This window comes from Streptomyces sp. NPDC006365, assembly GCF_042870755.1.
Lineage (GTDB): Bacteria > Actinomycetota > Actinomycetes > Streptomycetales > Streptomycetaceae > Streptomyces > Streptomyces xiangluensis.
This window is the reverse complement of record NZ_JBIAHS010000010.1, coordinates 105233-131628: the sequence shown is the minus strand read 5'-3', so window position 1 is coordinate 131628 and position 26396 is coordinate 105233. Positions and strand designations below refer to the sequence as shown.

The following is a 26396-nucleotide window of genomic DNA, read 5'->3' as shown; positions in this document are numbered from 1 at the left end:
CCCGCCATCTCTACATGAGGGTAGAACCCATTGCGACGGTCTGAAAAGTGCGGATTGTAAGAGTTTGCGAGGGGGTCGGGAACTGGAGCTGAGCTCCTCCTCATTCCTGGCCGGTTTCCGGTCCGGCGCGTAACGTGACGCAGATGAAGATCCTCATCAGCGCCGACATGGAGGGAGCCACCGGCGTGACCTGGCCGGCCGACGTGCTGCCGGGCACGCCGGAGTGGGAGCGCTGCCGGTCGATGTTCACCTCGGATGTGAACGCCGCCGTGCTCGGCTTTTTCGACGGGGGCGCCGACGAAGTCCTCATCAACGAGGCGCACTGGACCATGCGCAATCTGCTCCTGGAGCGGCTGGACGAGCGGGCGCAGATGCTCACCGGACGACACAAGTCGCTGTCCATGGTGGAAGGCGTACAGCACGGGGACGTCGACGGCATCGCGTTCGTCGGCTATCACGCCGGGGCGGGCATGGAGGGGGTGCTCGCCCACACCTACCTCGCCAACTCGATCACCGGCGTGTGGGTCAATGACGTACGCGCCAGTGAGGGCCTGCTCAACGCGCATGTCGTCGCGGAGTACGGCGTCCCCGTCGTGCTGGTCACCGGCGACGACGTGGCCTGCGAGGACGCGCTCGGCTACGCGCCCGAGGCACGGAAGGTCGCCGTCAAGGACCATGTCTCGCGGTACGCGGCGGTATGCCGGACGCCCGCTCGGACCGCGTCCGACATCCGGGCGGCGGCGAAGGAGGCGGTCGCACTCGCCGTGCGGCACGAGCCCGTGGACGGCGGTCCGTTCACGGTGGCGCTGGAGTTCGACGCTGAGCATCTGGCCCCGGCGGCCACCGTCGTGCCGGGTGTGGACCGGATCGGGGAGCGGAAGGTCGCGTACACGAGCGCGACCATGTACGAGGGCATCCGTACCTTCAAGGCGGTCACCACGATCGTCTCGGCCGCCGTGGAGGAGCAGTATGGCTGACCAGCAGGCTCTGGACGAGGTCGTGGAGTTCACCTCCGACCTCATCCGTATCGACACGACCAACCGCGGGGGCGGGGACTGCCAGGAGCGGCCCGCCGCCGAGTACGCCGCCGCGCGGCTCGCCGAGGCGGGCCTGGAGCCGACGCTGCTGGAGCGCACGAAGGGGCGTACGAACGTCGTCGCACGCCTCGAAGGCAGCGACCCGTCGGCCGACGCGCTGCTCGTCCACGGTCATCTGGACGTGGTCCCCGCCCAGGCCGAGGACTGGAGCGTGCACCCGTTCTCCGGAGAGATCCGTGACGGGGTCGTCTGGGGCCGGGGCGCGGTCGACATGAAGAACATGGACGCGATGATCCTCGCGGTCGTTCGGCAGTGGGCGCGCGACGGCCTACGTCCACGCCGTGACCTCGTCATCGCCTTCACCGCCGACGAGGAGGCGAGCGCCGAGGACGGTTCGGGCTTCCTCGCGGACCGGCATCGCGAGCTCTTCGACGGCTGCACCGAGGGCATCAGCGAGTCCGGGGCGTTCACCTTCCACGACGGCGCCGGGCGGGAGCTGTATCCCCTCGCGGCCGGCGAGCGCGGCACCGGCTGGCTGAAGCTCACCGCGCGGGGCCGGGCCGGGCACGGCTCCAAGGTCAACCGGGAGAACGCGGTCACCCGTCTCGCCGCCGCCGTCACACGGATCGGCGCGTACGAGTGGCCGCCGCGGCTGACGCCGACCGTCCGCGCGGCCCTCGTCGAACTCGCCGCGCTGTACGGCATCGAGCCCGAACCGGACTACCTCGACGATGTCGACGGGCTGCTGGACAAGCTCGGCCCGGCGGCGAAGCTGGTCGAGGCGACCGTCCACAACAGCGCCAACCCGACCATGCTCAACGCCGGTTACAAGGTCAACGTGATCCCGGGGGAGGCCGTCGCGTACGTCGACGGACGCTATCTCCCCGGCCACGAGGACGAGTTCCGCGCGACGCTCGACGAACTCACCGGGCCGGACGTGGAATGGGAGTTCCACCACCACGAGGTGGCCCTCCAGGCGCCGCTGGACTCGCCGACGTACGCGAGGATGCGCGCCGCCGTCGAGGAGTTCGCACCCGAGGGACATGTCGTGCCGTACTGCATGTCGGGTGGCACGGACGCCAAGCAGTTCTCGCGTCTCGGCATCACCGGATACGGGTTCTCTCCGCTGAAGCTCCCCGCGGGCTTCGACTACCAGGCCATGTTCCACGGCGTCGACGAGCGCGTGCCGGTCGACGCGCTCCACTTCGGCGTCCGCGTGCTCGACCGCTTTCTGCGCGCGGCCTGAGCGCTCCGCTGGGAATGCGGTTCGAAGCTGCGGGTACGTCGTGGCTGGTCGCGCCCGCGCGGCAGAGCCGCATATGCCACAGCCCCGCGCCCCTGAGAGGCCTGCGGCCTCCTTGGCGGCGCGGTACCGCACCGCACTTCGGCAAGTCCACTTCGGCAGGGAAATGGGGGACATCGTGCAGACCCTGGCCTACGGTTCCTGGCTCTCGCCCATCGACGCGTCGCTCGCCGCGGCGCACGACGGGCACCCCGAGTACGTCGGCTTCGTCGGCGACGAGGCCTGGTGGACCGAGCCCCGGCCGGGCGAGGCCGGCCGCCGCACCCTGGTGCGACGTCGTGCCGACGGCAGCGAGGAGTCGGTGCTGCCCGCCCCGTGGAACGTGCGCAGCCGTGTCATCGAGTACGGCGGACACCCCTGGACCGGCACGATGCTCGACACCGGCCCGCTGGTCGTCTTCGTCAACTTCGCCGACCAGCGGCTGTACGCGTACGAGCCCGCCGCCCCCGACAGCGAGCCGCGTCCGCTCACGCCCTTGTCGCTCGTGGGCGGCGGACTGCGCTGGGTGGACCCGCAGTTGCACCTGGAGCGGGGCGAAGTCTGGTGCGTACTGGAGGAGTTCACCGGCGACGGGCCCACCGACGTACGCCGGGTCGTGGCCGCCGTGCCGCTGGACGGCTCGGCGGAGCAGGACCGGGACGCCGTACGCGAACTCACCGACGACCGGCACCAGTTCGTCACCGGCCCCCGGATCTCCCCCGACGGGCGGCGGGGCGCCTGGCTCGTCTGGGACCACCCGCGGATGCCGTGGGACGGTACGGAACTGATGCTCGCCGACGTGGCCGGCGACGGGACCCTCCAGGGTGCCCGGCGGGCCGCGGGCGGGCCCGACGAGTCGATCATCCAGGTCGACTGGGCGGCCGACGGGTCCCTGCTGTACGCCAGCGACCGCACCGGCTGGTGGAACCTCTACCGCGACGGCGAACCCCTCTGCCCGCGCGAGGAGGAGTTCGGCGGACCGCTGTGGAAGATCGGCCGGAGCTGGTTCGCGCCCCTCGCCGACGGACTGATCGCCGTCGTACACGGGCGTGGCGCAACCGCGCTCGGCATCCTCGACCCGGAGACCGGCGAGGTCGTCGACACGGCCGGACCCTGGACCGAGTTCGCGTCGAATCTCGCGGCGAACGGCAGCCGCGTCCTCGGCATCGCCGCCAGCCCGCGCAGCGCGTACGAGATCGTCGAACTCGACGCCGGCACCCGCCAGGCCCGTGTCATCGGCGACGCCCACGACGACCCGGTGGACCCCGCGCACTACCCGGAACCGCAGATCCGCACCTTCAACGGCCCCGCCGGACGCGAGATCCACGCCCACATCTATCCGCCGCACCACCCCGCCTGCATCGCCCCCGGCGACGAACTCCCGCCCTACGTCGTCTGGGCCCACGGCGGCCCCACCGACCGGGCCCCGCTCGTCCTCGATCTGCAGATCGCCTACTTCACCTCGCGCGGCATCGGTGTGGCCGAGGTCAACTACGGCGGATCCACCGGCCATGGCCGCGCGTACCGCAACCGGCTGCGCGAGCAGTGGGGCGTCGTCGACGTCGAGGACTGCGCGGCCGTCGCGCTCGCCCTCGCCGACGAGGGCACAGCGGACCGCGACCGGCTCGCCATCCGGGGCGGCAGTGCGGGCGGCTGGACCGCGGCCGCGTCCCTGACGAGCACCGACGTCTACGCCTGCGGAACCGTCCTCTACCCGATCCTCGACCTCGCGGGATGGAGCGCCGACGAGACGCATGACTTCGAGTCCCAGTACCTGGAAACCCTCGTCGGACCGTACGCCGACGTACCCGGCCGGTACGCCGAGCGGTCGCCCACCGAGCACGCCGACCGGATCACCGCACCCTTCCTGCTGCTCCAGGGCCTCGACGATGTCGTCTGCCCTCCCGCCCAGTGCGAGCGGTTCCTGGCCCGGATGGAGGGACGGAACGTGCCGCACGCGTACATCGCCTTCGAGGGCGAGGGCCACGGCTTCCGGCGCGCGGACACGATGGTGCGCGTCCTGGAGTCCGAACTCTCCCTGTACGCCCAGGTCTTCGGCCTCAACCCACCCGGCATCCCCACGCTGGAGCTGACCAAGTGAAGCCCCTCATGCGCCCCCGCCGACTGGCCCCCGGCGCCCGTGTCGCCGTCGTCGCGCCCAGCGGTCGCGTCCCCGAGGAGCGGCTTGAGGCGGGCCTGGACATCCTGCGCGGCTGGGACCTGGACCCGGTCGTGGCACCCCACGTCCTCGACCGTCACCCGGAGTTCGCCTACCTCGCCGGCACGGACGCCGACCGCGCCGCCGACCTCCAGGCCGCCTGGTGCGATCCGGCCGTGGACGCCGTGCTGTGCGCCCGCGGCGGCTACGGCGCCCAACGCATGGTCGACCTCCTGGACTGGGACGCCCTGCGTGCCGCCGGCCCCAAGGTGTTCCTCGGCTACAGCGACATCACCGCACTGCACGAGGCGTTCGCGACCCGCATGGACCTCGTGACGCTGCACGGCCCGATGGTCGCGTCCGTCGACTTCCTGAAGAGCTCGCGGGCACAGGAACACTTGCGGTCGACGCTGTTCGACCCGGAGTCGGTCCGGACGATCACCTCGTCCGGCCGGTCCCTGACCCCGGGCCGAGCAGGGGGCGTCCTCCTCGGCGGCTGCCTCTCGCTCCTCGCGGCCGACCTGGGCACGCCGTGGGCCCGCCCGTCGGCACGAGGCGGCCTGCTCTGCCTGGAGGACGTGGGCGAGGAGACGTACCGCCTGGACCGCTACCTCACCCAACTCCTGCGCGCGGGTTGGTTCGACGGGTTGGCCGGGGTCCTGCTCGGCTCCTGGGCGGAGTGCTCCCCGTACGACGAGGTACGAGGCCTGCTCCTCGACCGGCTCGGCGGGCTCGGGATCCCGATCACGGAGGAGTTCGGCTTCGGCCACGGTGAGGGATCGCTGACGATTCCGTTCGGGGTACGGGCAGAGCTGGACGCGGAGAAGGCAAGCCTGACGCTGGAGGAACCCGCACTTCTATGACCGGCCCGCAGCCGCCGGACCACAGAACCTCCCGAGCTCTCGAACCGCACAACCAGCGGAGGGTTACGGTTGAAAGGTGGGCCAAACGAACCGCTACCTCGCCGAAGGCAATCGCGTAGGCATACGCCACTACCGCTACGAAGACGCAGCCGAGTTCACCGCCCGCGCGCGCGAAAGCAAAGACCTGCACCACCCCTGGCTGTTCCCGCCCACCGGCGCAGGCGGCTACACCGCGTACGCGAAACGCCTCCTCGAAGACCCCACGAAGACCGGCTTCCTGGTCTGCGAAAAGAGCGGCAGCGAAGTCGGCGGCGGCGACATCGCAGGGTTCATCAACATCAACAACATCGTCGAAGGCGCGTTCCTCAACGGAGCCCTGGGATACGGCGCCTTCGCCCACGCCGCAGGCCGCGGCCTGATGACCGAGGGGCTGGGCCTGGTCGTACGGTACGCGTTCGGCAGACTCGGCCTGCACCGGCTGGAGATCAACGTCCAGCCGGACAACGCCGCCTCGATCGCCCTCGCCCGCCGCTGCGGCTTCCGCCTCGAGGGCTTCTCGCCGGACTTCCTCTTCATAGACGGAGACTGGCGGGATCACGAACGCTGGGCCCTCACCGCGGATATGGTGCGAAGGTGAGCCGGATACGCAACCTCGTCGTCCTGGACGCTCCCTCCAACCTGGGCCTCCGCCCACCGGCCCCGGGAACGGTACCCGGCTGCTACAAGCTCGCCGGCGCCCTGCGCGAGCAGCGGATCGTGCAGCGGCTGGGTGCAATGGAGGGCGGGGTGGTCGTACCGCCGCGTTACGACCGGGGCGACTGGCAGGAGGGCGACGGTGTCTTCAACGCCGCCGCGCTCGCCGCGTACACCCGTAAGCTCGCCGACCGCATCGAGCACCATGTCCGCGCCGGGGACCTGCCGGTCGTCCTCGGCGGCGACTGCTCCATCCAGCTCGGCGCCTCGCTCGCGCTGCGCCGCATCGGACGGTTCGGGCTCGCGGCCGTGGACACTTCCGCGGACTTCCGGCACCCCGGCAACTCCGAGCGGGTGGGTGCCGCCGGGGGAGAGGAACTGGCGCTCGCCACGGGGCGCGGCCAGGAGAACCTGACCGACCTGGAGGGCCTCAAGCCCTACCTCAAGGACGAGGACGTACGGCTCTTCGGCATCCGCGACTACGACGAGGAGCGTGCCGAACTCGCCGCGCTGAAGATCCCGACGGTGACCGTCGGTGATCTGCGCGAGTGGGGTGCCGATGCCCTGGCGCGGGCCGCGGTCCAGTCGTTCGAAGCGCCGGATGTGGGCGGATTCTGGGTGCACCTCGACGCCGACGTACTCGATCCGTCCGCCATGCCCGCCGTTGACAGTCCCGATCCCGACGGACTGCTGCCGGACGAACTCGTCGCGCTGCTCCGCCCGTTGGTGAACTCACCGCACTGCGTCGGCTTCAACGTCACCATCTACGACCCCGACCTGGACCCCGAGGGCACGGCGGGCGCGCTGCTGGCCGACATCGTGGCCGCCGCCTTCACGGACACTCCGCTCTGACTCCGGTGTGAACCGCGTGGCCCATGGGAACCCGGTCGTCCCGCACGTCGGAAGGAGGCGGATCCCATGAACACCAGGCCGCACGATCCCGGGGCCGACCCCGAGGACGAGGGCATGCCGGATCTGCAGGACGGTACGCCCGAGCAGCAGGAGGCGAGCGATCCGCAGCAGCTGCCCGTGGCCGGTGACGAGCCGACGATCGCCGAGGAGCGGGACACCACCGTGAACGAGGTGATCGAACGGGAATCGCTCGACGAGCGCCTCGCGGACGAGGAGGCCGAGGTCGACGCCGAGGGCGAACCGGGCCCGCCCGAGGAGCAGGCGGGGCTGCTCTACGACGAGCCGGACCCCGATCTGCCGCGCAACCAGGACGTGTACGCGCAGGAGGGCGCGACCCGCGGGCTTTCGGCCGAGGAGGACGCGGTGCGGATCAGGGACGAGGAGGACTTCGGGGAGGACGAGCTGACCTGACAGCGGGTCCCTACGCCGGAGCGCGCCGGTCCGCGTACTCGTACACCGTGCCGTCCGGGTGCAACGCGATCAGGTTGCGGCCCGCCGGGGTGGCCACGGGCCCCGCGAGGACCTGTGCGCCCGAGTCGGTGAGGACCTGACGGGCTTCGTCGACGTCCTTCACGGCGATCGTCGCCGAGACCTTCCGGAGGACCTCCAGCTCCTCCTCCGGTCCGCTCATCAGCAGGAAGCAGCCGACCGCGGCGACCGAGACACCGCCGCGCTCGAAGCGCATCGCTCTGCCGCCCGCCAGCTTCTCGTAGAAGGGGACCGTAGCGTCCAGGTCTCGTACGCAGATGCGCAGCGTGGCTCCCAGAATCTCCATGCCGACGAGCCTAGTTGCGGCACGCCGCGAACGAGATCGTTTCAGCCGGATCCCGGGCGGCGTGCCGGATCCCGCGCGGCGTTATGGGTGCGGGGGCGGGGGTACCCGGCCGCCATGGACCGCATCGATCACCTGGAACACCTGGACAAGAACCTGGTCGACGAACTGGCGCAGGTGGCCCGGGACGCCGTGCGCGACGAACTGCGGGAGCAGACCCGCAAGCAGCGCCGCGCCGCCGCCCTGTACGCCGCGTCCGGCGCCGTCGCCCTCTACGCGGGCGCCGCCCTGGCCCTGACGCTCGGGCTGCTGCTCGCGCTCGGGCTGCCCGACTGGGCGGCCGCACTGATCACCGCCGTCGTGCTCGCCGCGGTGGCGTACGTGCTGCGGGGCGCGGCACGGCCCTCGGCCTCCCGGCCCATCCCGGAGCAGTCCGGCGCGGCCCACGGCGAGCGTGGGGTCGTCGGCGGTACGCCGCCCGCGGGACCCGGCTCGTCCGCGTACCCGCCGATGCCGCCCGTCGCGCCCGGCGGCGTGGGCGGAACGACCGGCGCACCCGGTGCGGGCGCGCCGCCGCCCACGCCCACCAAGGGCGTACCCGCGGATCCCGAAGCACCGCACCACCGGGCCCGGTGAGCCATGGGGCGCCGCAGAGCAGTCGTGGTGACCGGAGCCAGCGGCGGCGTGGGCCGGGCCACGGCCAGGGCCTTCGCCGCCCGCGGCGACCGGGTGGCGCTGCTCGCCCGGGGCCGCGACGGGCTGGCCGCGGCGGCGGACGAGGTGACGCAGGCCGGTGGTGAGGCGCTCGTCGTCTCCGTCGACGTCGCCGACGCCAAGGCTGTGGAGGACGCCGCCCAGCAGGTCGTCGACGCCTTCGGGAAGATCGACGTCTGGGTCAACAACGCCTTCGCCGGGGTGTACGCGCCGTTCACCGAGATCACCCCCGACGAGTTCCGCCGGGTCACCGAAGTGACGTACCTGGGCTACGTGTTCGGCACCCGCGCAGCGCTGCGGCACATGCTGCCGCGCGACCGGGGCGCGATCGTGCAGGTCGGTTCGTCGCTCGCGTACCGCGGGATTCCGCTGCAGTCCGCGTACTGCGGGGCCAAGCACGCCATCCAGGGCTTCAACGAGTCGGTGCGCTGCGAACTGCTGCACGAGGGCTCGCGGGTGCGTACCACCATGGTGCAGCTGCCCGCGGTCAACACCCCCCAGTTCGACTGGGTGCTGAGCCGTATGCCGAGCCGGGTCCGTCCTGTCGCGCCCATCTACCAGCCTGAGGTCGCCGCCCGTGCCATCGTGCACGCGGCTGCGCATCCGCGGCGCCGCGAGTACTGGGTGGGAGGCTCCACGGTCGCCACGCTGGTGGCCAACGCCGTGGCCCCCGGGTTTCTCGACCGCTACCTGGCCCGCAGGGGGTTCGACGCCCAGCAGGAAGCCGGACGAGAACGAGAGGAGGCGGCCCGTTACGCCCGTTACGACGGTCACGGGAACCTGTGGACTCCGGCCGACGGTCCGCACGGCCATGACTACGGGGCGCACGGGCGCTTCGACGGCGAGTCGTTGCCGGGGAGTTCGCAGGAGTGGGTTTCGCGGAACCGGGGGCGGATGGGGGCGGGGCTGGCGGTGACAGGAGCCCTAGCGCTTGCTGTGCGGCTCACGCGCACGCCACTTGCCGCACAACTCAGGCGCAAACACCGCGTCCACTGAGAGTCGACCACTGAGAGGTCACGCCACCCGGTACTGCTCAACCTCCTCCGTCCGCAGCGTCAGCCCGTGGCCGACGCCTCCGTCCGGGTGGACCTCGCCGCCCGTGGGATCCAGGGCGCCGTCGAAGAACATGGACTCGATGCGGACGTGGTCGTGGAACCACTCGATGTGGCGGAGGTTGGGGATGGCGGCGGCGACCGCGGCGTGGGCGTGCGGGGCGCAGTGTGCGGAGATCTCCAGGCCGTGGGACTGGGCGAGGGCGGCGGCGCGGAGGAACTCGGTGAGCCCGCCGGTGGGGGTACCCCCACGCCGTTTTAGGCAGTGGGGGAGGGTGGCGTCGACCTGGAGGCAGTCGACCGCGCCGGCCGCGATCATGCGGGCGAAGTACGGCAGGTCGTAGCCGTACTCGCCGGCCGCGACGTCGCACAGCAGCGCGTCCCGGACAAGCCGCAGACCCGTCAGGTCGTCCGAGGACACCGGCTCCTCGAACCAGCCCACGCCGTGCTCGGCGAGCGCACCCCCGATGCGTACGGCCTGCTTGCGCGTGTAGGCGCCGTTCGCGTCGACGTACAACTCGGTCCGCGGGCCGATGACTTGACGCGCGGCGCGTACCCGGTGCAGGTCCCGGGCCACCTCCCGCCCCCAGCTCTCACCGATCTTGATCTTGACGCGCGGGATGTGCTGACCGTGCACCCAGCCGTTCAACTGGGCCGCCAGATGCGTGTCGTGGTACGTCGTGAAGCCCCCGCTGCCGTACACGGGCACGGCCTGTTGGGCGGCGCCGAGGAGGCGGGTCAGGGGGAGTTCGAGTAGGCGGGCCTTGAGGTCCCACAAGGCGATGTCGAGCGCGGAGATCGCACAGGCCGCGACGCCGGGACGGCCCGCGTTGCGCACCGTGTGGCACAGCGCCTCGTGGAGGGCCGGGATGTCGAACGCGTCGCGTCCGGTGGCGACCGGCGCGAGCTGTTCACGCAGCAGATCCCCGACGGCGGCCGGCCCGTAGGTCCACCCGGTGCCGGTCGCATCGCCCGCGGACACCTCGACGATCACCGTGCTCGTGCTGTCCCAGGCGAGCGTGCCGTCCGCCTCCGGCGCGTCAGTCGGCACGGTATACGTGGACACGACGGGCGCCCTGAGCTCCACCTGGACCTTCACCGGACACCTGACCGCACTTGCCGAAGTCCGGTCCGATACCGCGCCCCTGAACTCCCGAGCTCTCCGAACCGCACAACCAGCGGAGCGCCCGGCTCGGTCCGGACGGCCGGGAGAGGAGAAACCGTCCGGACCGAGAGCCCGCGGAGCATCAGCGAACCCCCTCCTGAAGCTGCGGCAGGACCTTCGTGCGGTAGAAGTCGAAGAAGCCGCGCTGGTCGGGACCGATCTGGTTGACGTAGACCCGGTCGAAGCCGGCATCCGCGAACGCGGCGAGCGCGCCGACGTGTTCGTCCACGTCGTCCCCGCACACAACGTTCTGGCTCACCATGTCCTCGGTGATCAGCGGCTCGAGCTGCTCGAAATGGCGCGGCGAGGGCAGGACCTGGCCCATCTCGCCGGGCAGCAGCTGGTTGGCCCAGAGCCGGTGGACGGTGCGTACGCACTCGTCGCGGTCGTGGCCGTAACAGACCTTCGTGCCGCCGCTGACCGGTTTGCCGCCACCGCCGCCCTTGCGGAACTGCTCCACCATCGACACCTCGGGCATCATCGTGATGTAGCCGTCGCCGACACGGGCCGCGAGGGCCGTCGCCTGAGGGCCGAAGCCGGAGATGTCGATCGGGACGGGCTCGTCGGGAACGGTGTAGAGGCGGGCGTTCTGGACCGTGTAATGGGGCCCGGAGTGGTTGACCTCCTTGCCGGTGAAGAGCTGGCGCATCACCTGGATGGACTCCTCCAGCATCTCCAGGCGGACATGCGCGGGCGGCCAGGCGTCACCGAAGATGTGCTCGTTGAGGGCCTCGCCGCTGCCGACGCCGAGCCGGAAGCGGCCGTTGGTCATCACCGCGCTGGTCGCCGCGGCCTGCGCCACCACCGCCGGGTGCATCCGTACGGTCGGGCAGGTGACCGCCGTGCCGATCGGGAGGGACACGGCCTCGGACAGGGCGCCGATCACGGACCACACGAAGGGACTCTGCCCCTGCTCGTCGTTCCACGGGTGGAAGTGGTCCGAGATCCACAGCGACTGGAAACCGGCCTGTTCGGCCATCCTCGCCTGCTCGACCAGATCGGCGGGACCGAACTCCTCGGTGGACAGGAAACAGCCGTACTCGACCATGGGGCACCTCCGCGGCCGGGCGGGTCGGGGTCCTCGTCCGGGTATCCCCGGGGTCCGGCGCGAAACGCCGCCGCCCAGGGCAGGCGACGTTTGGGTGCCCGGGCCGGGGGGACGCGGAAAGCCCGTACGAGCGACCCCTATGAGCGACCCCGCCGGAGGCGAACATGAGTCGACCCCGCGTCGTGATCGTCGGTGCCGGCTTCGCCGGGTACCAGACGGCACGCACCCTGTCCCGGATCACCCGGGGCAAGGCCGAGATCACTCTCCTGAACCCGACGGACTACTTTCTGTATCTGCCCCTGCTGCCCCAGGTCGCCGCCGGGGTGCTCGAACCGCGCCGGGTCACCGTCTCGCTCGCCGGCACCCTGCCGCGCGTACGGCTGGTGCTCGGGGAGGCCGACGGGATCGACCTCGAAGGGCACTCCGTGCACTACACGGATCCCGAGGGTGACGGCGGCACGCTCGCGTACGACCGTCTTGTGCTGGCCGTCGGCAGCGTCAACAAGCTGCTGCCCGTACCCGGTGTCGCCGAGCACGCGCACGGGTTCCGGGGGATGCCGGAGGCGTTGTATCTGCGCGATCACGTGACGCGGCAGGTGGAGCTCGCGGCGGCCTCCGACGATCCCAAGAGCTGTGCGTCGCGGTGCACCTTCGTGGTGGTCGGCGCCGGCTATACGGGGACCGAAGTCGCCGCGCAGGGGCAGATGTTCACCGACGCGCTGGTGCGCAAGCAGCCGCTGCGGCAGGGCATACGGCCGCGCTGGCTGCTGCTCGACATCGCTCCGCGTGTGCTGCCCGAGCTCGACGAACGCCTCTCGCGCACCGCCGACCGTGTGTTGCGGGGGCGCGGGGTCGAGGTCCGCACGGAGACCTCGGTGCAGGAGGCCACCCCGACCGGAGTGCGGCTCAGCGACGGGGAGTTCATCGACACGCAAACCCTCGTGTGGTGTGTCGGGGTACGGCCCGATCCGCTGGTCGAGGGGCTCGGGCGACCGCTGGAGCGCGGTCGGTTGCTCGTCGACCCGTACCTCCAGGTACCGGGCCACCCCGAGGTGTTCGCGTGCGGGGACGCTGCCGCTGTGCCGGATCTGGAGAAGCCCGGCCAGTACACGCCGATGACCGCTCAGCACGCCTGGCGGCATGGCAAGGTCGCGGGCCGCAACGTGGCCGCCTCGCTCGGCTTCGGCGACCGCCGCGTCTACCGCCACCGCGACATGGGCTTCACCGTCGACCTCGGCGGCGTGAAGGCCGCCGCGAATCCGCTCGGTGTCCACCTCTCCGGCCCGCTGGCCGGAGCCGTCACCCGCGGCTACCACCTCGCCGCCATGCCCGGCAACCGCATCCGAGTGGCCGCCGACTGGTTCCTGGATGCCGTACTTCCGCGCCAGGCCGTGCAGTTGGGCCTGGTCCGCTCCTGGTCGGTTCCCCTGGACACGGCTTCCCCGGAACTGGCCCGAGTGGCGGGCCCACCAGCCCAGAACCGCCCCGCTCCGGTCACGCGCGGTGCGCCCGCAGCGACGCAGGGGGCCGACACCCATGCGGTCCCGGACCCCGGCAGGCCGGGGGCGACGGTGCCGAGGAAGTCGGCGGTGCTGGATCCCGGGAGGCCGGGGTCGCCCGGTGACGATCAGCGTGGTCATGCTGACGCGACGAAAACGGGCCGTGGCGGCGCCGGTGCCGAGGGTTCCGGTCCTGCCGGCTCCGGCCCGGGCGGGCCCGCGATGCCGGGCGCCGAGGAGCCTGCCTCCGGCAGGCCTGCGGCGTCTGGTCCGGGTGGGTCCACCGCGTACAAGCCCATGGCGTCCGGTTCCGGCGGATCCGGCTCCAGCGGGCAGGCGGCGTCCGGTTCCGACGGGGATGCCTCTGCCGCGCCGGAGGCATCCGGTCCCGGCGGACCCGGCTCCGGTCAGCCGGAGGCATCCGGTCCCGACAAGCCCGCCCCCGCCGGGCCGGAGGCCACCGGCCCCGGCAACCCCCGTCCCGCCCGGCCGGCAGGACCCCGCACAGAGGGAGAGTCATGAAGAGCCGTCAACTTGTCGATCTTGGACAGCAGTTGCGGGTGGACAGTGTGCGGGCTGCGGCTGCGGCCGGGTCCGGGCATCCGACGTCCTCGATGTCTGCTGCTGATCTGATGGCTGTGCTGCTTGCTCATCATCTGCGGTATGACTTCGAGCGGCCCGCTCACCCCGCGAACGACCGGTTCGTCCTGTCCAAGGGGCATGCCTCGCCTCTGCTGTACGCCGCGTACAAGGCAGCCGGAGCCATCAACGAGACCGAGTTGATGACCTTCCGGCGGCTCGGGAGCCGGCTCGAGGGGCATCCGACGCCGCGGCGGCTGCCATGGGTGGAGACGGCCACCGGCTCGCTCGGGCAGGGGCTGCCCGTGGGGGTCGGGATCGCGCTGTCCGGGAAGCGGCTCGACCGGGTCGGCTACCGGGTCTGGGTGCTGTGCGGCGACAGCGAACTGGCCGAGGGCTCCATATGGGAGGCGGCCGAGCACGCCGCGTACGAGCATCTCGACAACCTCACCGCCATCGTCGACGTCAACCGGCTCGGCCAGCGCGGCCCGACCCGGCACGGCCACGACCTCGACGCGTACGCCCGCCGCTTCCAGGCCTTCGGCTGGCACACGATCGAGGTCGACGGACACGACGTGGACGCCGTGGACCGCGCGTACGGCGAGGCCCTCTCCACCGTCGGCCAGCCGACCGTGATCCTCGCCCGCACCCTCAAGGGCAAGGGCGTCGAAGCCGCCCAGGACCGAGAGGGACTGCACGGCAAGCCGCTCAAGGACGCCGACGAGGCGATCGCGGAACTCGGCGGTGTGCACGACCTCCGCGTCGAGGTCCAACCCCCGCCCGCCGCCCGGATGCTGCACGCCGTACGGACCGGACACCTCGACCTGCCGCGCTACGAACTCGGCGATCAGGTGGCCACCCGCGACGCCTTCGGCCAGGCGCTCGCCGCGCTCGGCACGGCACGCGGCGACATCGTCGCCCTCGACGGCGAGGTGAGCGACTCGACGCGCTCCGAGTACTTCGCGAAGGAGCACCCCGACCGGTTCTTCGAGTGCTACATCGCCGAGCAGCAGCTCGTCGCCGCCGCCGTGGGACTCGCCGCGCGCGGCTGGGTTCCGTACGTCTCGACCTTCGCCGCGTTCCTCACCCGCGCCCACGATTTCGTCCGCATGGCGTCGATCAGCGGCAGTGGCATCAACCTGATCGGCTCGCACGCGGGCGTCGCGATCGGCCAGGACGGACCCTCACAGATGGGCCTGGAGGACCTGGCGATGTTCCGCTCGCTGCACGACTCGACCGTGCTCTACCCGTGCGACGCCAACCAGACCGCCCATCTCGTCGCCGCGATGGCCGGCTGTGAGGGCATCCGCTATCTGCGTACCTCGCGCGGCCCGTCGCCCGTCGTCTACGGACCGAACGAGGAGTTCCCGATCGGCGGCAGCAAGGTGCTGCGCGTCTCCGCTCAGGACCGGCTGACCCTCGTCGCCGCCGGAGCGACGGTGCACGAGGCCCTGACCGCCGCAGACCTGCTCGCGGCGGACGGCATCCCCGTCCAGGTCATCGACCTCTACTCCGTCAAGCCCGTCGACCGCCGCACCCTGCGCGAGGCCGCCGAACACACCGGCTGCCTGATCACCGTCGAGGACCATCGCGAGGAGGGCGGCCTCGGCGACGCGGTCCTCGACGCCTTCCTCGACGGCCGCCCGATGCCCCGCCTGGTTCGCCTCGCCGTGCGCACCATGCCCGGCTCGGCCTCGCCCGCCGAGCAGCTGCATGCCGCGGGCATCGACGCCGAGGCGATCGCGGCTTCGGCAAAGCTGCTGGTCGAGCACGCGGTCGTGCGATGAGCGCCACCGCTGGACGCGTACGGAGAGAATGACCATGACACGGACCGTACGGGCCGGTCGGCGCACGTGGAGGTGCACCGGCCCGACAAGGTGCTGTTCCCCGGCGAGGGGCGGGCCAAGGAGTACACCAAGGACGACCTCGTCACCTATTACCGGGAGGTCGCGCCCTTCATGCTGCCGCATCTGCGCGGCCGGCCACTGATGCTGGAGCGGCACCCGGACGGTCTCGACGGACCCCGGTTCATGCAGAAGAACCTCCAGCCATACGATCCGGACTGGATCAACCGCATCGAGGTGCCCAAAGAGGGCGGCACCGTCTGCCACCCCGTGTGCGACGACACCGCCACCCTGCTCTACCTCGCCGACCAGGCCTCTTTGACCCTGCACCGCTGGCTGGCCCGCGTCGACGGGATCGACCGTCCCGACCTGCTGGTCTTCGACCTCGACCCGGCGGGCGACTCCGCCGACGAATCCGCCTCCGTACGCCGGGCGGCCCGGCAGCTCGGCGAACTCCTCGACCGGATCGAGCTGCCGTCCGCGCTGATGACCACCGGCTCACGCGGCCTGCACGTCATCGTGCTGCTCAACGGACACCACGACTTCGACGAAGCACGCGAGTTCGCCAGGGCCGTCGCCGACACACTCGCCGACGCGCACCCCGACGAGCTCACCACGGCCGCCCGCAAGAAGGACCGCGGCGACCGGCTCTACCTCGACGTACAGCGCAATGCGTACGCCCAGACCGCCGTCGTCCCCTTCACCGTGCGCGCCCGGCCCGGCGCGCCGGTGGCCACCCCCATCAGCTGGGACCAGCTGGACGATCCGGACCTGGGCCCCCGGCGCTGGACCATCGACAACGCCATCGACCAGGCCCGTACCGACCCCTGGTCCGCTCTGCCGCGCCGCGGCCGGGCGCTGGGGCCCGCGCGGCGCAAGCTCGACGCCCTGCGCTAGAGGCCCTGGACCAGAGGTTTGGCCAATGGCCTAGGGGCACTCGGAAGGCGAGGTGGCCATGTCGAACACATCGAACACATCCAGAAAATCAAGTTCACAAGATTCTGCGGAAACCCGGAAAGACCGGCAGAACGGTCTGGGGGACGAGGCGCCGGGCCCCATGGAGGTGCTGCGCCATGCGCGCGCTCAGCTCGCCGAGCTCACCGGCATGGCGGCCGAGTCCGTGTCGTCCTTCGAACGTACCGAGGACGGCTGGGTGCTGGAGATCGAGGTCCTGGAACTCGTCAGGGTCCCCGACACGATGAGCCTGCTCGCGAGCTACGAGGTGACCCTCGACCCCCAGGGCGAGCTCACCGGCTACCGGCGCGTTCGCCGTTACGAACGCGGGAGGGCAGAACCACATAGGCCTGGCGGCCGGTAGGCCGCCGACCCGCGCACTCGCACACACTCGCAACCCACAAGGAGGAACGGTCGGTATGACCGTCGTCCCAGCCCAGCAGACCGGCGGCGGAGGGGGCTCCAGCGGCCTCTATGACGTGCTGGAGCTCGTCCTGGACCGAGGGCTCGTCATCGACGCCTTCGTCCGGGTCTCCCTCGTCGGTATCGAGATCCTGAAAATCGACGTCCGTGTCGTCGTCGCCAGCGTCGACACCTATCTGCGCTTCGCGGAGGCGTGCAACCGGCTCGACCTGGAGGCAGGCCCGCGCAAGAGCCCCGGCCTGCCCGACATGGTCGGCGAGATCACCGAGTCCGGCGCGCGCGGCAAGTCCAAGGGAGCGCTGTCGGGCGCCGCCGAGACCATCTCCGGCGCCTTCAAGCAGGCCCGTGAGGAGGGCCAGGGCGAACGCCAGGCCGAGTCCAGGCCGCGCGCCCGCAAGTCCACGACGACGCGCAAGAAGGAGGAGCCGGAGTGAGCACGTACGTCTACGGCATCACCGCCGACTCCCACCCTTCGCTTCCCGAGGGCATGGACGGAGTCGGCGACCCGGCGTGCTCCGTGCGCGTCGTCAAGGAGGGCGGTCTCGCCGCTGTCGTCAGCGACGCTCCCGAAGGGCTGCGGCCCAAGCGCAAGGACCTGCTGGCCCACCAGAACGTGCTGGCCGAGGTCGGCGCGGGCGGCCCGGTGCTGCCCATGCGGTTCGGCAGCATCGCGACCGACGACGCCACCGTCGCCGGCGTGCTGGCCGAACGCGCGGACCACTACAAGGAACGCCTCGACGCCCTGGCCGGCAGGGTCGAGTACAACGTCAAGGCCAGCCACGACGAAGAGGCCGTACTGCACCGCGTGATGTCGGAGAACCCGGAGGTCCGTGCGCTCACCGAGGCCAACCGGCAGGCCGGCGGCGGCAGTTACCAGCAGAAGCTACGGCTCGGCGAGATGGTGGTGGCCGCGGTGAAGTCCCGTGAGACGGAGGACGCCGCAGAGCTCCAGCACGCCCTGGAGCCGGTCGCCGACGCCGTGAGCGCGGGCCCCGAGTCCAGCGGATGGCTGGCCAACCTGTCGTTCCTGGTGGCCCGCGAGACGGCGGAGATCTTCCTCACCGCGGTCGAGCAGGTCCGCAAGAGCCATCCGCACCTCGATGTGCGGGTCAACGGACCGCTGCCACCGTACAGCTTTGTCGACCCGGGCCCCTCCGAGCCGGCGGACACCACGATCGGCTCGGACGCCGCAACGGACGCCGAAGCGGAGCGAATGCAGGAACGGATGCAAGAGCGGATCCAGGAGTGAACCCATGGGACTGATCGGTGAAGTGCTGCTGCTGCCGCTCGCTCCGGTGCGCGGCAGCGCATGGGTCGTCAGACAGGTGCTGAACGAGGCGGAGCGGATCTACTACGACCCGGCCACCGTCCGTAGGGAACTCGCCCAGCTCGAGGAGCGGCTCGAGTCAGGCGAGATCGATGAGGAGGAGTTCGACCGACTCGAGGACGAGCTTCTCGACCGGCTGGAGATCAGCACGCGAGGCAACGCAGGAACGGGCGAGTGGACGTGACCATGAACCGAGTGGGACTGGGCCTCGCGGTAGGGGCCGGATACGTCCTCGGACGTACGAAGAAGATGAAGATGGCGTTCGCCGTCGGCTCCCTGGTGGCCGGTAAGCGGATGAATCTGAGCCCGCGGGCGCTCGCAAATCTGGTGAATGAGCAGCTGCAGAACAACCCGCAGGTCAAGGAGATCGGCGACCAGCTGCGCGAGGACCTGAGCGGCGTCGGCAAGGCGGCGTCCGGTGCGCTGGTCGAGCGGCGGATCGACGCGCTGGCGGACCGGCTGCACGGCCGTACCGAGCAGGTCCGCGGACAGCTCGCCGGTGTCACACCGGACGTGCCGGGTCTCCGGGACGAAGAGGAGCCCGAGGACGAACGCGAGGAATCCGAAGAAGAGGAATCCGAAGAAGAGGCATCCGAAGAAGAGGCATCCGAAGAAGAGGCATCCGAAGAAGAGGCATCCGAAGAACCGGCTGAGGCCGAGGGTGAGTCCGAAGAGCCGGAGGCTGAGGAGCGCGAGGAGGCCGAGGCCGAGGAGCCGCAGAAGGGCGCCGCCAAGAAAGCGGCGAAGAAGGCACCGGGCAAGAAGCCGGCCTCGAAGGGGCCTGCGAGGAAGGCCCCCGCCAAGAAGACAGCGGGCAAGAAGACGGCGGCGAAGTCCGCCAAGAAGGCCCCCGCGAAGAAGACGGCCGCACGCGGCCGAGCTGCCGAGGGGAGGCAGGGACGATGACGGACACCCTCGGGACGGCGACGGGCCGGGCCAAGAAGGGCCTCGGGGCGGCGACGGAACAGGCGGAACAGGCGAAGGGCGGCGGCCTCGGCGGTCTCGGAGGCGTCGCACAGAGCGAGGCCGCCGACCGGCTCAAGGCCGAGCTCCAGGAGTACCTCGCGGCCCAGACCCAGCGCATGCTGGTCGGCTTCGGCCGCAAACTCGGCGAGACAACCGGCAAGCTCAACGACATCGCCGAGGGCAACAGCCCCGGCTTCGCCAAACTGGCCCTCGACGGCGGCCGCAAACTCGCCCAGGGCAAGGGGCCGTTGAGGTCCGCCCTGGAGCTCGGCGCGGGCCGGGCCAAGGACCAAGTGCTCGGCGCCTTCAAGGGCATGGCCGGCGGCAAGGGCAAACGCAAGGGCCGTGCCGGCAAGAAGCCCACGGTCATCATGGAGTTCATCGACGTCGGCGTGCCACTGCGCACGGCGTACGACCAGTGGACCCAGTACCAGGACTTCAGCACCTTCGCAAAGGGCGTCAAGGGCGCGAACCGCGTCGACGACACCACCTCCGACTGGCAGCTCAAGGTCTTCTGGTCCAACCGCAGTTGGAAGGCCAACACCACGGAACAGGTGGCGGACGACCGGATCTCCTGGACGTCGGAGGGAAGCAAGGGCACGACGAAGGGCGTCGTCTCCTTCCACTACCTCGCAGAAAACCTCACTCGCATCCTGCTGGTCATCGAGTACTACCCCCAGGGGTTCTTCGAGAAGACCGGCAACATCTGGCGCGCCCAGGGCCGCAGGGCGCGCCTCGACCTCAAGAACTTCGCCCGCTTCATCACGATCAAGGGTGAGGTGGAGGACAGCTGGCGCGGGGAGATCCGCGACGGCGAGGTGGTCCGCAGCCACGAGGACGCGATCGCCGAGGAGAGCGAGGAAGCAGAGGAGGAAGAGGGCGCCTACGAGGAGGAGGGCCCGAGCGGCGAAGAGGAAGAGGAAGCGGAAGAGGAAGCGGAAGAGGAAGAGGAGCCTGAGGACGAATACGAGGACGAAGAGGTGCCTGAGGGCGAGGAGGAACAAGAGGAACCCGAGGGCGAGTACGAGGAGGAAGACGAGTACGAGACCGCCCAGGGCGGGAGCCGCCGATGACCACTCCCGGCCGGCTCCCCGAACCGTACGGGCGCGACACCAGCGCCAATCTCGCCGACATCCTTGAGCGCGTGCTCGACAAGGGCATCGTGATCGCGGGCGATATCCGGATCAATCTGCTCGACATCGAACTGCTCACGATCAAGCTGCGGCTCATTGTCGCCTCCGTCGACAAGGCGAAGGAGATGGGGATCGACTGGTGGGAGGACGACCCCGCGTTGTCCACGCGTGCGAGGCGCGACGAACTGGCCCGTGAGAACGCCGAGTTGCGTGCACAAGTCGCCGAACTGGAACGCGGGGAAGTCGAGCGCGGGGTAGTCGAGCGTGGTCGTGCCCGTACGGAGGAGGAGGCCCCATGAGTGGTCTGCGTTATGTCTATGCCGTCTGCCGCCCTTTTGGCTCCACCCTTCCCTCCCAGCTGACGGGCGTCGCGGGCGTGCCGCCCAAGCAGCTGACCCATCACGGACTGGTCGCCATCGTCAGCGCCGTACCTGAGGAGGACTTCTCCGAGGAGCCGCTGAAGGCCCACCTGGAGGACCTGGACTGGCTCAGCGCGACCGCGCGGGCCCATCAGAGCGTGATCGACGCGCTCACCGTGGTCACCTCGCCCTTGCCGCTGCGGCTCGCCACCGTCTTCCGGGACGACAGCGGCGTGCGCACGATGATGGAGGCCGAGGAGGAGACCTTCCGCCGGACACTCGACCGGATCGAGGGACGGGTGGAATGGGGTGTAAAGCTCTACGCGGAATTCGCGGAGTCCTCCCAGCCCTCTCAAGTCTCCCCATCCACCCAGGTTTCTGAGAAGCCTGGCGCGAAAATCGCGAAAGGCGGCTCGGGGCGCGACTATCTGCGGCAGCGGCGACAGCAGCGCAGAGCTCACGACGAGAAATGGGAGCGGGCCGAGGAATTCGCGCGCCGGCTGCACGACACTCTTTCCGAGTTCGCGGAGGACGCGCGTATCCACGCGCCGCAGAACCCGGCGCTGTCCCGCGCCTCCGGGCGCAATGTGCTCAACGCCGCCTATCTCGTACCGCGTGCGGAATCCGAGGAATTCGTGGAACTGGTGGACCGTACGAAAGGCGAGGAGCCGGGCCTTCGGGTGGAACTCACAGGGCCCTGGGCCGCGTACTCCTTCAGTGGCCCGGCGGGACAGGAGGGCGCATGACCGTCGTCGAACGCAGGGAGATCGCCCTCGTCGACCTGCTCGACCGGCTGCTCGCGGGCGGGGTCGTGATCACCGGTGACCTGACCCTGCGGATCGCGGACGTCGATCTCGTACGCATCGACCTGAACGCGCTCATCAGCTCGGTGAACGAACAGGTCCCCTCGCCCTGGCAGGAGCTGCTGTGACAAACCGGAGGAACCGTCTGGACCTCGATCCGGACACCGTGGAACGCGATCTGGTCAAACTCGTGCTGACCGTCGTCGAGCTGCTGCGGCAGCTGATGGAGCGGCAGGCGATCCGGCGTTTCGACACCGGGGAGCTGACGGAGGACCAGGAGGAGCGGATCGGGCTGACGCTGATGCTCCTCGAGGACCGGATGGCCGAACTGCGCGATCGCTACGGACTGCGGCCCGAGGACCTCAATCTGGACCTCGGGCCGCTTGGACCACTGCTCCCGAAGGAATAGCGGATAGTGCACTTCCGCAGCGGAAGTGGCCTACCAGCGATACCAACGGGACCTGGTGCCGGTCGTGGTGGTGCTGCGCATCAAGAATCCGAGCAGCCACACGACAAGAACCGCCACGGCAATCCACCAGAGCACTTTCACCGCGAATCCGGCACCGAAGAGAATCAGCGCCAGAAGCAGTACCAGCAGGATGGGAACCATAATCTTCAACCTCCTCCTGCTGTCCGGGTAGCCCGAACGGGGGGAATCAGACCGGCTTTCGGCAGAGAATTTCTCCGTGCAGGCAGGAGAACCACGCGTCCTCCTGCCATCCCCATTCCCGCCACGCCGCGGACACTGCTCGCAGTTGATCCTCCGTCGCATGGCCGCCGTGCGTGGCGCGCTCCGCGTACGCCGAGGCGAGGGTGCGGTCCGCCCACAGGCCGCTCCACCAGGCGCGCTCCTCGGCGGTGGCGAAGCACCAGGTGCTGGAGGAGGCGGTGATGTCGGTGCAACCGGCTTGCATCGCCCAGGACTTGAGGCGCCGCCCGGCGTCCGGCTCACCGCCGTTGGCGCGGGCCACGCGCAGATACAGGTCCAGCCAGTCGTCCATGCCGGGCGTCCGCGGATACCAGACCATCCCCGAGTAGTCCCCGTCCCGTGCGGCCACGAAGCCGCCGGGCTTGGTGACCCGGTACATCTCGCGCAGCGCCTGCACCGGGTCCCCCACGTGTTGCAGCACCTGATGGGCGTGGACGACATCGAAGGTGTGGTCGGGGTAGTCCAGCGCGTGGACGTCCGCAACCGCGAACTCGACGTTCTCCAGGCCTCGTTCGGCGGCCGTGGCCCGGGCCTGGTCCAGGATGCCCGGCGCATGGTCGACCCCGGTGACCCGGCCGTCCGGGACCAGCTCCGCCAGGTCGGCGGTGATGGTGCCCGGCCCGCAGCCGATGTCGAGGATCGTCATACGGGGCTTCAGTGAACCGAGGAGGTACGCCGCCGAGTTGGCGGCCGTGCGCCAGGTGTGCGAGCGCAGCACGGACTCGTGGTGCCCGTGGGTGTAGACGGCGGTCTCCTTCGACATGGCGTCCCCTTCCGTGGCCGTACCAGGTGAGGTCACCGTACGCCGGCATGCCAAATAATGAGACCCGTGTCTCGTGATGCGGACAGGTGTAGATGTCGTCCGGGTGATCAGCGGTTGTCGAGCGGCCGGTAGACCGTCAGCGCCTCCGGCAGCTTCTCCAGCGTCAACTGGCCCTCCACCTCCGTCACTTCGCCGTCGTAGGCCAGGAGTGTGCCGGGTGCGACTCCGTCCACGCGGAGGCCGCTGACCCGTACCGCCGCATGGACGGGGGAGCGGGTCAGCGGTCCCGCGACGGCCGCGGCGAGCAGCCGGACGGCGGGTTTGCGGCCCCCGTGCACGACCCGTACGTCCAGCCGGCCGTCCGCGAGGTCGTAGCGGCGGCCGGGGATCGGGCCCATGCGGTGGTACATGCCGTTGCCCGCGAACAGCAGCCACAACGGTCGCTCCGTGCCGCCGATCTCGGTCCGCAGTGGATGGCGGTCGGCCCGCAGCACGCGCAGCGCCGCGAGCACCCCGGCGGGCCAGCCGCCGATCCGCCGCGACCAGCGGTCCCGCTCCCGCACCAGCTCGGGATAGACGCCCAGGCTGCAGGTGTTGAGGAAGCAGCCGTCGACGGCGCCGGCCTTGAAGTAGCCCACGTCCACGCGGACGGCGTCGCCGTGCCGGAGGGCCTGGCACAGATCGCGTACGTCCTCCACGCCCAGATCGTGTGCGAAGTGGTTGAGCGTTCCGCCGGGCAGCACCGCGAGCGGCAGGCCATGGCGTACGGCCACCTCGGCTGCCGCGTTCACGGTGCCGTCGCCGCCGCACACGCCCAGCACCACGGCCCGTTCCGCCGCCTTCTCCAACTCGGCCCGCAGCTCGGCCGCTTCGCACTCGACGACCTCGGCACGCGGCAGCACATCGCGCAGCAGACGTACGCGGTCCGGGGTGCCCGCCTCTTTGTTGGCGACGAGCACCAGGCCCTGGCCCTCGGGGAGCGCGGGCGCGTCCACGCGCGGGCGGCCCGGCGGCGGCAGCTGGTCTCGGGTCGGCACAAGGCCGCGTACGGCATAGGCGGCGCCCGCGCCCAGTGCCGCGCCCGCGAGGACGTCGCTCGGGAAGTGAACACCCGTGTAGACGCGGGAGAGGGCCACGGCGACGGCGGCCGGGGCGACGCTCGCACCCAGCGGCCGGGACTCCAGGGCGACGCCCGTCGCGAAGGCCGCCGCCGACGCCGAGTGCCCCGAGGGGAACGAGGTCGTGATCGGCTGCCGCTCCAGCTGACGGATCAGCGGTACCGCGTGCAGCAGCGGGCGCGGCCGGCGCACCGTGCGCTTGCCGAGTGTGTTGATGGTCGCCGAGGCCAGGGCCAGCGAGGCGACACCCCGGGCGGCGGCGCGGCGGGCCTTCGGCGAGCGTGTCGCGGCGAGGGCGGTCGCCGTGGCGAACCACAGCACGCCGTGGTTGGCGCTGCGGCTGAGCCTCGGCAGGACGCGGTCGGCGCCGGGCCAGTGCCGGGCCGCCACGGCGTCGAAGAGCCGGCAGTCCAGGGCCAGCAGCCGGTTTCGCATGCCATGGCCGGGTTCCGGGACGGAGAGGTCTACATCTGCGCTCATGAGCTGCGGGTACCCCGCAGACGCCGGACCGCGCATAACCGTTTGCCGCTCGCTGCCGCCGCCCGGAGAATGCCCAACCATGGGACATCTGGAAGCGGCGCATCTCGAGTACTACCTGCCCGATGGAAGGGCGCTCCTCGGCGACGTGTCCTTCCGGGTGGGCGAAGGGGCCGCGGTCGCGCTGGTCGGCCCGAACGGCGCCGGGAAGACAACCCTCTTGAGGCTGATCTCGGGGGAGCTGAAGCCGCATGGCGGCACCGTCAACGTCAGCGGCGGGCTCGGGGTGATGCGCCAGTTCGTGGGGTCCGTACGTGACGAGACCACCGTGCGCGAACTGCTCGTCTCCGTCGCGCCGCCGCGGATTCGCGAGGCGGCGAAGGCCGTCGACGCCGCCGAGCACGCCATCATGACCGTCGACGACGAGGCCGCCCAGCTCCAGTACGCGCAGGCGCTCGCCGACTGGGCGGAGGTCCAGGGATACGAGGCCGAGACGCTGTGGGACATCTGCACCATGGCCGCGCTCGGCGTGCCGTACGAGAAGGCGCAGTTCCGCGAGGTGCGCACGCTCTCCGGCGGCGAGCAGAAGCGGCTCGTGCTGGAGGCTCTGCTGCGCGGCAGTGACGAGGTGCTGCTGCTCGACGAGCCGGACAACTACCTCGACGTGCCCGGCAAGCGCTGGCTGGAGGAGCGGCTGCGGGAGACCCGCAAGACCGTCCTGTTCGTGTCCCACGACCGGGAACTCCTCGCCCGCGCCGCCGAGAAGATCGTCAGCGTGGAGCCGGGCCCTGCGGGCGCCGACGCCTGGGTGCACGGCGGCGGCTTCGCCACGTACCACGAGGCGCGGCGTGAACGCTTCGCGCGCTTCGAGGAGTTGCGCAGGCGCTGGGACGAGAAGCACGCCCAGCTGAAGAAGCTTGTGCTGAACCTGCGTCAGGCGGCCTCGATCAGCCATGAGCTGGCCTCGCGCTACCAGGCCGCGCAGACCAGGCTGCGCAAGTTCGAGGAGGCGGGCCCGCCACCGGAGCCGCCGCGCGAGCAGGACATCACCATGCGCCTGCACGGTGGACGTACCGGCGTAAGGGCCGTCACCTGCGAGGGACTTGAGCTCTCCGGCCTGATGAAGCCCTTCGACCTGGAGGTCTTCTACGGCGAGCGGGTCGCCGTGCTGGGCTCGAACGGCTCCGGAAAGTCGCACTTCCTGCGGTTGCTCGCGGGCGGCGACGTCGCGCACTCGGGGGAGTGGAAGCTCGGTGCGCGCGTCGTTCCCGGCCACTTCGCGCAGACGCACGCTCATCCGGAACTGGAGGGGCGCACACTGCTCGACATCCTGTGGACCGAGCACTCCCAGGACCGCGGCGCCGCGATGTCCCGGCTGCGGCGTTACGAGCTGACCGCCCAGGCCGAGCAGCGCTTCGACCGGCTGTCCGGCGGTCAGCAGGCCCGCTTCCAGATCCTCCTGCTGGAACTGGAAGGGGCCACGGCCCTGCTCCTCGACGAACCCACCGACAACCTCGACCTCGAGTCGGCCGAGGCACTGCAGGAGGGTTTGGAGGCATACCAGGGCACGGTTCTCGCCGTGACCCACGACCGCTGGTTCGCCCGCTCCTTCGACCGCTACCTGGTGTTCGGCAGCGACGGGAAGGTGCGCGAGACGACGGAGCCGGTGTGGGACGAGCGGCGAGTGGAGCGCGTCCGGTAGCCGACGGCGCCGTATCCACGGGCCGTATCTGCCGGGGCTACGAC

The 26396-nt window shown here is 70.7% G+C and carries 28 protein-coding genes and 1 pseudogene; 23 read left to right on the top strand and 6 right to left on the bottom strand.

Features of this window, described 5'->3' with window-relative positions; all coding sequences use genetic code 11:
* The first annotated feature begins 143 nt into the window (after positions 1-143).
* From ACFYO0_RS26565 to ACFYO0_RS26535, 7 genes are all read left to right on the top strand, one after another.
* Entirely contained in the window at positions 144-977 is an 834-nt protein-coding gene (locus ACFYO0_RS26565) for a M55 family metallopeptidase (RefSeq protein WP_388680681.1), read from the top strand.
* The gene (locus ACFYO0_RS26560) at positions 970-2283 is read left to right on the top strand and encodes a M20/M25/M40 family metallo-hydrolase (RefSeq protein WP_388680678.1); all 1314 of its coding nucleotides are present in this window, start codon (positions 970-972) and stop codon (positions 2281-2283) included. Before ACFYO0_RS26565 ends, ACFYO0_RS26560 begins: the two co-directional genes overlap by 8 nt.
* A 163-nt stretch (positions 2284-2446) precedes the next feature.
* Positions 2447-4420 (top strand): prolyl oligopeptidase family serine peptidase, encoded by a 1974-nt coding sequence (locus ACFYO0_RS26555; RefSeq protein WP_388680675.1) that lies wholly within the window; start codon positions 2447-2449, stop codon positions 4418-4420.
* Positions 4417-5340 (top strand): LD-carboxypeptidase, encoded by a 924-nt coding sequence (locus ACFYO0_RS26550; protein ID WP_388680672.1) that lies wholly within the window; start codon positions 4417-4419, stop codon positions 5338-5340. The genes ACFYO0_RS26555 and ACFYO0_RS26550 overlap by 4 nt, the downstream gene beginning before the upstream one ends.
* A 76-nt stretch (positions 5341-5416) precedes the next feature.
* A complete protein-coding gene (locus tag ACFYO0_RS26545; RefSeq protein WP_388680669.1) occupies positions 5417-5977 on the top strand; it encodes a GNAT family N-acetyltransferase in 561 nt (186 codons plus the stop codon).
* A 5-nt stretch (positions 5978-5982) separates the two neighbouring features.
* A complete protein-coding gene (locus ACFYO0_RS26540) occupies positions 5983-6885 on the top strand; it encodes an arginase family protein (protein ID WP_388681008.1) in 903 nt (300 codons plus the stop codon).
* Between the two features lie 66 nt (positions 6886-6951).
* The gene (locus tag ACFYO0_RS26535; protein WP_388680666.1) at positions 6952-7356 is read left to right on the top strand and encodes a DUF5709 domain-containing protein; all 405 of its coding nucleotides are present in this window, start codon (positions 6952-6954) and stop codon (positions 7354-7356) included.
* Positions 7357-7366: 10 nt separating this feature from the next.
* On the opposite strand, the gene ACFYO0_RS26530 is transcribed toward ACFYO0_RS26535, so the two are convergent.
* Positions 7367-7720, bottom strand: coding sequence for a VOC family protein (locus ACFYO0_RS26530; RefSeq protein ID WP_388680664.1), 354 nt, complete (start codon positions 7718-7720; stop codon positions 7367-7369).
* Between the two features lie 114 nt (positions 7721-7834).
* On the opposite strand from ACFYO0_RS26530, the gene ACFYO0_RS26525 reads away from it, so the two are divergent.
* Together ACFYO0_RS26525 and ACFYO0_RS26520 are read left to right on the top strand one after the other, a co-directional pair.
* The gene (locus tag ACFYO0_RS26525; RefSeq protein ID WP_388680662.1) at positions 7835-8353 is read left to right on the top strand and encodes a phage holin family protein; all 519 of its coding nucleotides are present in this window, start codon (positions 7835-7837) and stop codon (positions 8351-8353) included.
* 3 nt (positions 8354-8356) lie between these two features.
* Positions 8357-9427: an SDR family oxidoreductase gene (locus ACFYO0_RS26520; RefSeq protein WP_388680659.1), complete on the top strand. Its 1071-nt coding sequence runs from the start codon at positions 8357-8359 to the stop codon at positions 9425-9427.
* A gap of 18 nt (positions 9428-9445) precedes the next feature.
* Here the strand turns inward: ACFYO0_RS26520 and ACFYO0_RS26515 are convergent, their stop codons facing one another.
* Positions 9446-10570 carry an enolase C-terminal domain-like protein gene (locus tag ACFYO0_RS26515; RefSeq protein WP_388681006.1) on the bottom strand — a complete coding sequence of 375 codons (1125 nt, stop codon included), beginning with the start codon at positions 10568-10570 and terminating at the stop codon, positions 9446-9448.
* A gap of 160 nt (positions 10571-10730) precedes the next feature.
* The gene (locus ACFYO0_RS26510; RefSeq protein ID WP_388680657.1) at positions 10731-11696 is read right to left on the bottom strand and encodes an LLM class F420-dependent oxidoreductase; all 966 of its coding nucleotides are present in this window, start codon (positions 11694-11696) and stop codon (positions 10731-10733) included.
* 164 nt (positions 11697-11860) lie between these two features.
* Between ACFYO0_RS26510 and ACFYO0_RS26505 the strand changes: the two genes are divergently transcribed.
* The 13 genes and pseudogenes from ACFYO0_RS26505 (at position 11861) to ACFYO0_RS26445 (ending at position 21992) form a co-directional block, all read left to right on the top strand.
* Complete coding sequence (locus tag ACFYO0_RS26505) at positions 11861-13717, top strand: FAD-dependent oxidoreductase (RefSeq protein WP_388680654.1); 1857 nt, start codon at positions 11861-11863, stop codon at positions 13715-13717.
* On the top strand, positions 13714-15561 hold the full coding sequence (locus ACFYO0_RS26500; protein WP_388680652.1) for a transketolase: 1848 nt from the start codon (positions 13714-13716) through the stop codon (positions 15559-15561). Before ACFYO0_RS26505 ends, ACFYO0_RS26500 begins: the two co-directional genes overlap by 4 nt.
* 28 nt (positions 15562-15589) lie before the next feature.
* Positions 15590-16515, top strand: a pseudogene (ligD, locus tag ACFYO0_RS26495) (non-homologous end-joining DNA ligase).
* A gap of 58 nt (positions 16516-16573) precedes the next feature.
* Entirely contained in the window at positions 16574-16936 is a 363-nt protein-coding gene (locus ACFYO0_RS26490; RefSeq protein WP_388680650.1) for a gas vesicle protein, read from the top strand.
* 55 nt (positions 16937-16991) lie between these two features.
* Positions 16992-17429 carry a gas vesicle structural protein GvpA gene (locus tag ACFYO0_RS26485; protein ID WP_388680647.1) on the top strand — a complete coding sequence of 146 codons (438 nt, stop codon included), beginning with the start codon at positions 16992-16994 and terminating at the stop codon, positions 17427-17429.
* Positions 17426-18244 (top strand): GvpL/GvpF family gas vesicle protein, encoded by an 819-nt coding sequence (locus ACFYO0_RS26480; protein WP_388680644.1) that lies wholly within the window; start codon positions 17426-17428, stop codon positions 18242-18244. Before ACFYO0_RS26485 ends, ACFYO0_RS26480 begins: the two co-directional genes overlap by 4 nt.
* Before the next feature lie 4 nt (positions 18245-18248).
* Positions 18249-18506 (top strand): gas vesicle protein GvpG, encoded by a 258-nt coding sequence (locus tag ACFYO0_RS26475; RefSeq protein WP_388680642.1) that lies wholly within the window; start codon positions 18249-18251, stop codon positions 18504-18506.
* A 2-nt stretch (positions 18507-18508) separates the two neighbouring features.
* The gene (locus ACFYO0_RS26470; protein WP_388680639.1) at positions 18509-19228 is read left to right on the top strand and encodes a DNA primase; all 720 of its coding nucleotides are present in this window, start codon (positions 18509-18511) and stop codon (positions 19226-19228) included.
* Entirely contained in the window at positions 19225-20361 is a 1137-nt protein-coding gene (locus ACFYO0_RS26465) for an SRPBCC family protein (protein ID WP_388680637.1), read from the top strand. The genes ACFYO0_RS26470 and ACFYO0_RS26465 overlap by 4 nt, the downstream gene beginning before the upstream one ends.
* On the top strand, positions 20358-20720 hold the full coding sequence (locus tag ACFYO0_RS26460) for a gas vesicle protein (protein WP_388680634.1): 363 nt from the start codon (positions 20358-20360) through the stop codon (positions 20718-20720). The genes ACFYO0_RS26465 and ACFYO0_RS26460 overlap by 4 nt, the downstream gene beginning before the upstream one ends.
* On the top strand, positions 20717-21526 hold the full coding sequence (locus tag ACFYO0_RS26455; RefSeq protein WP_388680631.1) for a GvpL/GvpF family gas vesicle protein: 810 nt from the start codon (positions 20717-20719) through the stop codon (positions 21524-21526). Before ACFYO0_RS26460 ends, ACFYO0_RS26455 begins: the two co-directional genes overlap by 4 nt.
* On the top strand, positions 21523-21711 hold the full coding sequence (locus ACFYO0_RS26450; RefSeq protein ID WP_386341340.1) for a gas vesicle protein: 189 nt from the start codon (positions 21523-21525) through the stop codon (positions 21709-21711). Before ACFYO0_RS26455 ends, ACFYO0_RS26450 begins: the two co-directional genes overlap by 4 nt.
* Complete coding sequence (locus tag ACFYO0_RS26445; protein WP_388680628.1) at positions 21708-21992, top strand: gas vesicle protein K; 285 nt, start codon at positions 21708-21710, stop codon at positions 21990-21992. Before ACFYO0_RS26450 ends, ACFYO0_RS26445 begins: the two co-directional genes overlap by 4 nt.
* A 30-nt stretch (positions 21993-22022) precedes the next feature.
* On the opposite strand, the gene ACFYO0_RS26440 is transcribed toward ACFYO0_RS26445, so the two are convergent.
* The 3 genes from ACFYO0_RS26440 to ACFYO0_RS26430 all read right to left on the bottom strand — a co-directional run bounded on the left by ACFYO0_RS26440 (position 22023) and on the right by ACFYO0_RS26430 (position 24653).
* Positions 22023-22193 carry a hydrophobic protein gene (locus ACFYO0_RS26440; protein ID WP_386341344.1) on the bottom strand — a complete coding sequence of 57 codons (171 nt, stop codon included), beginning with the start codon at positions 22191-22193 and terminating at the stop codon, positions 22023-22025.
* Positions 22194-22239: 46 nt separating this feature from the next.
* Positions 22240-23055, bottom strand: a complete 816-nt coding sequence (locus tag ACFYO0_RS26435; protein WP_388680625.1) for a class I SAM-dependent methyltransferase — start codon at positions 23053-23055, stop codon at positions 22240-22242.
* 107 nt (positions 23056-23162) lie between these two features.
* Positions 23163-24653, bottom strand: a complete 1491-nt coding sequence (locus tag ACFYO0_RS26430; protein WP_388680621.1) for a bifunctional phosphatase PAP2/diacylglycerol kinase family protein — start codon at positions 24651-24653, stop codon at positions 23163-23165.
* Between the two features lie 79 nt (positions 24654-24732).
* On the opposite strand from ACFYO0_RS26430, the gene ACFYO0_RS26425 reads away from it, so the two are divergent.
* Positions 24733-26352 (top strand): ABC-F family ATP-binding cassette domain-containing protein, encoded by a 1620-nt coding sequence (locus ACFYO0_RS26425; protein WP_388680618.1) that lies wholly within the window; start codon positions 24733-24735, stop codon positions 26350-26352.
* The last annotated feature ends 44 nt before the right edge of the window (positions 26353-26396 follow it).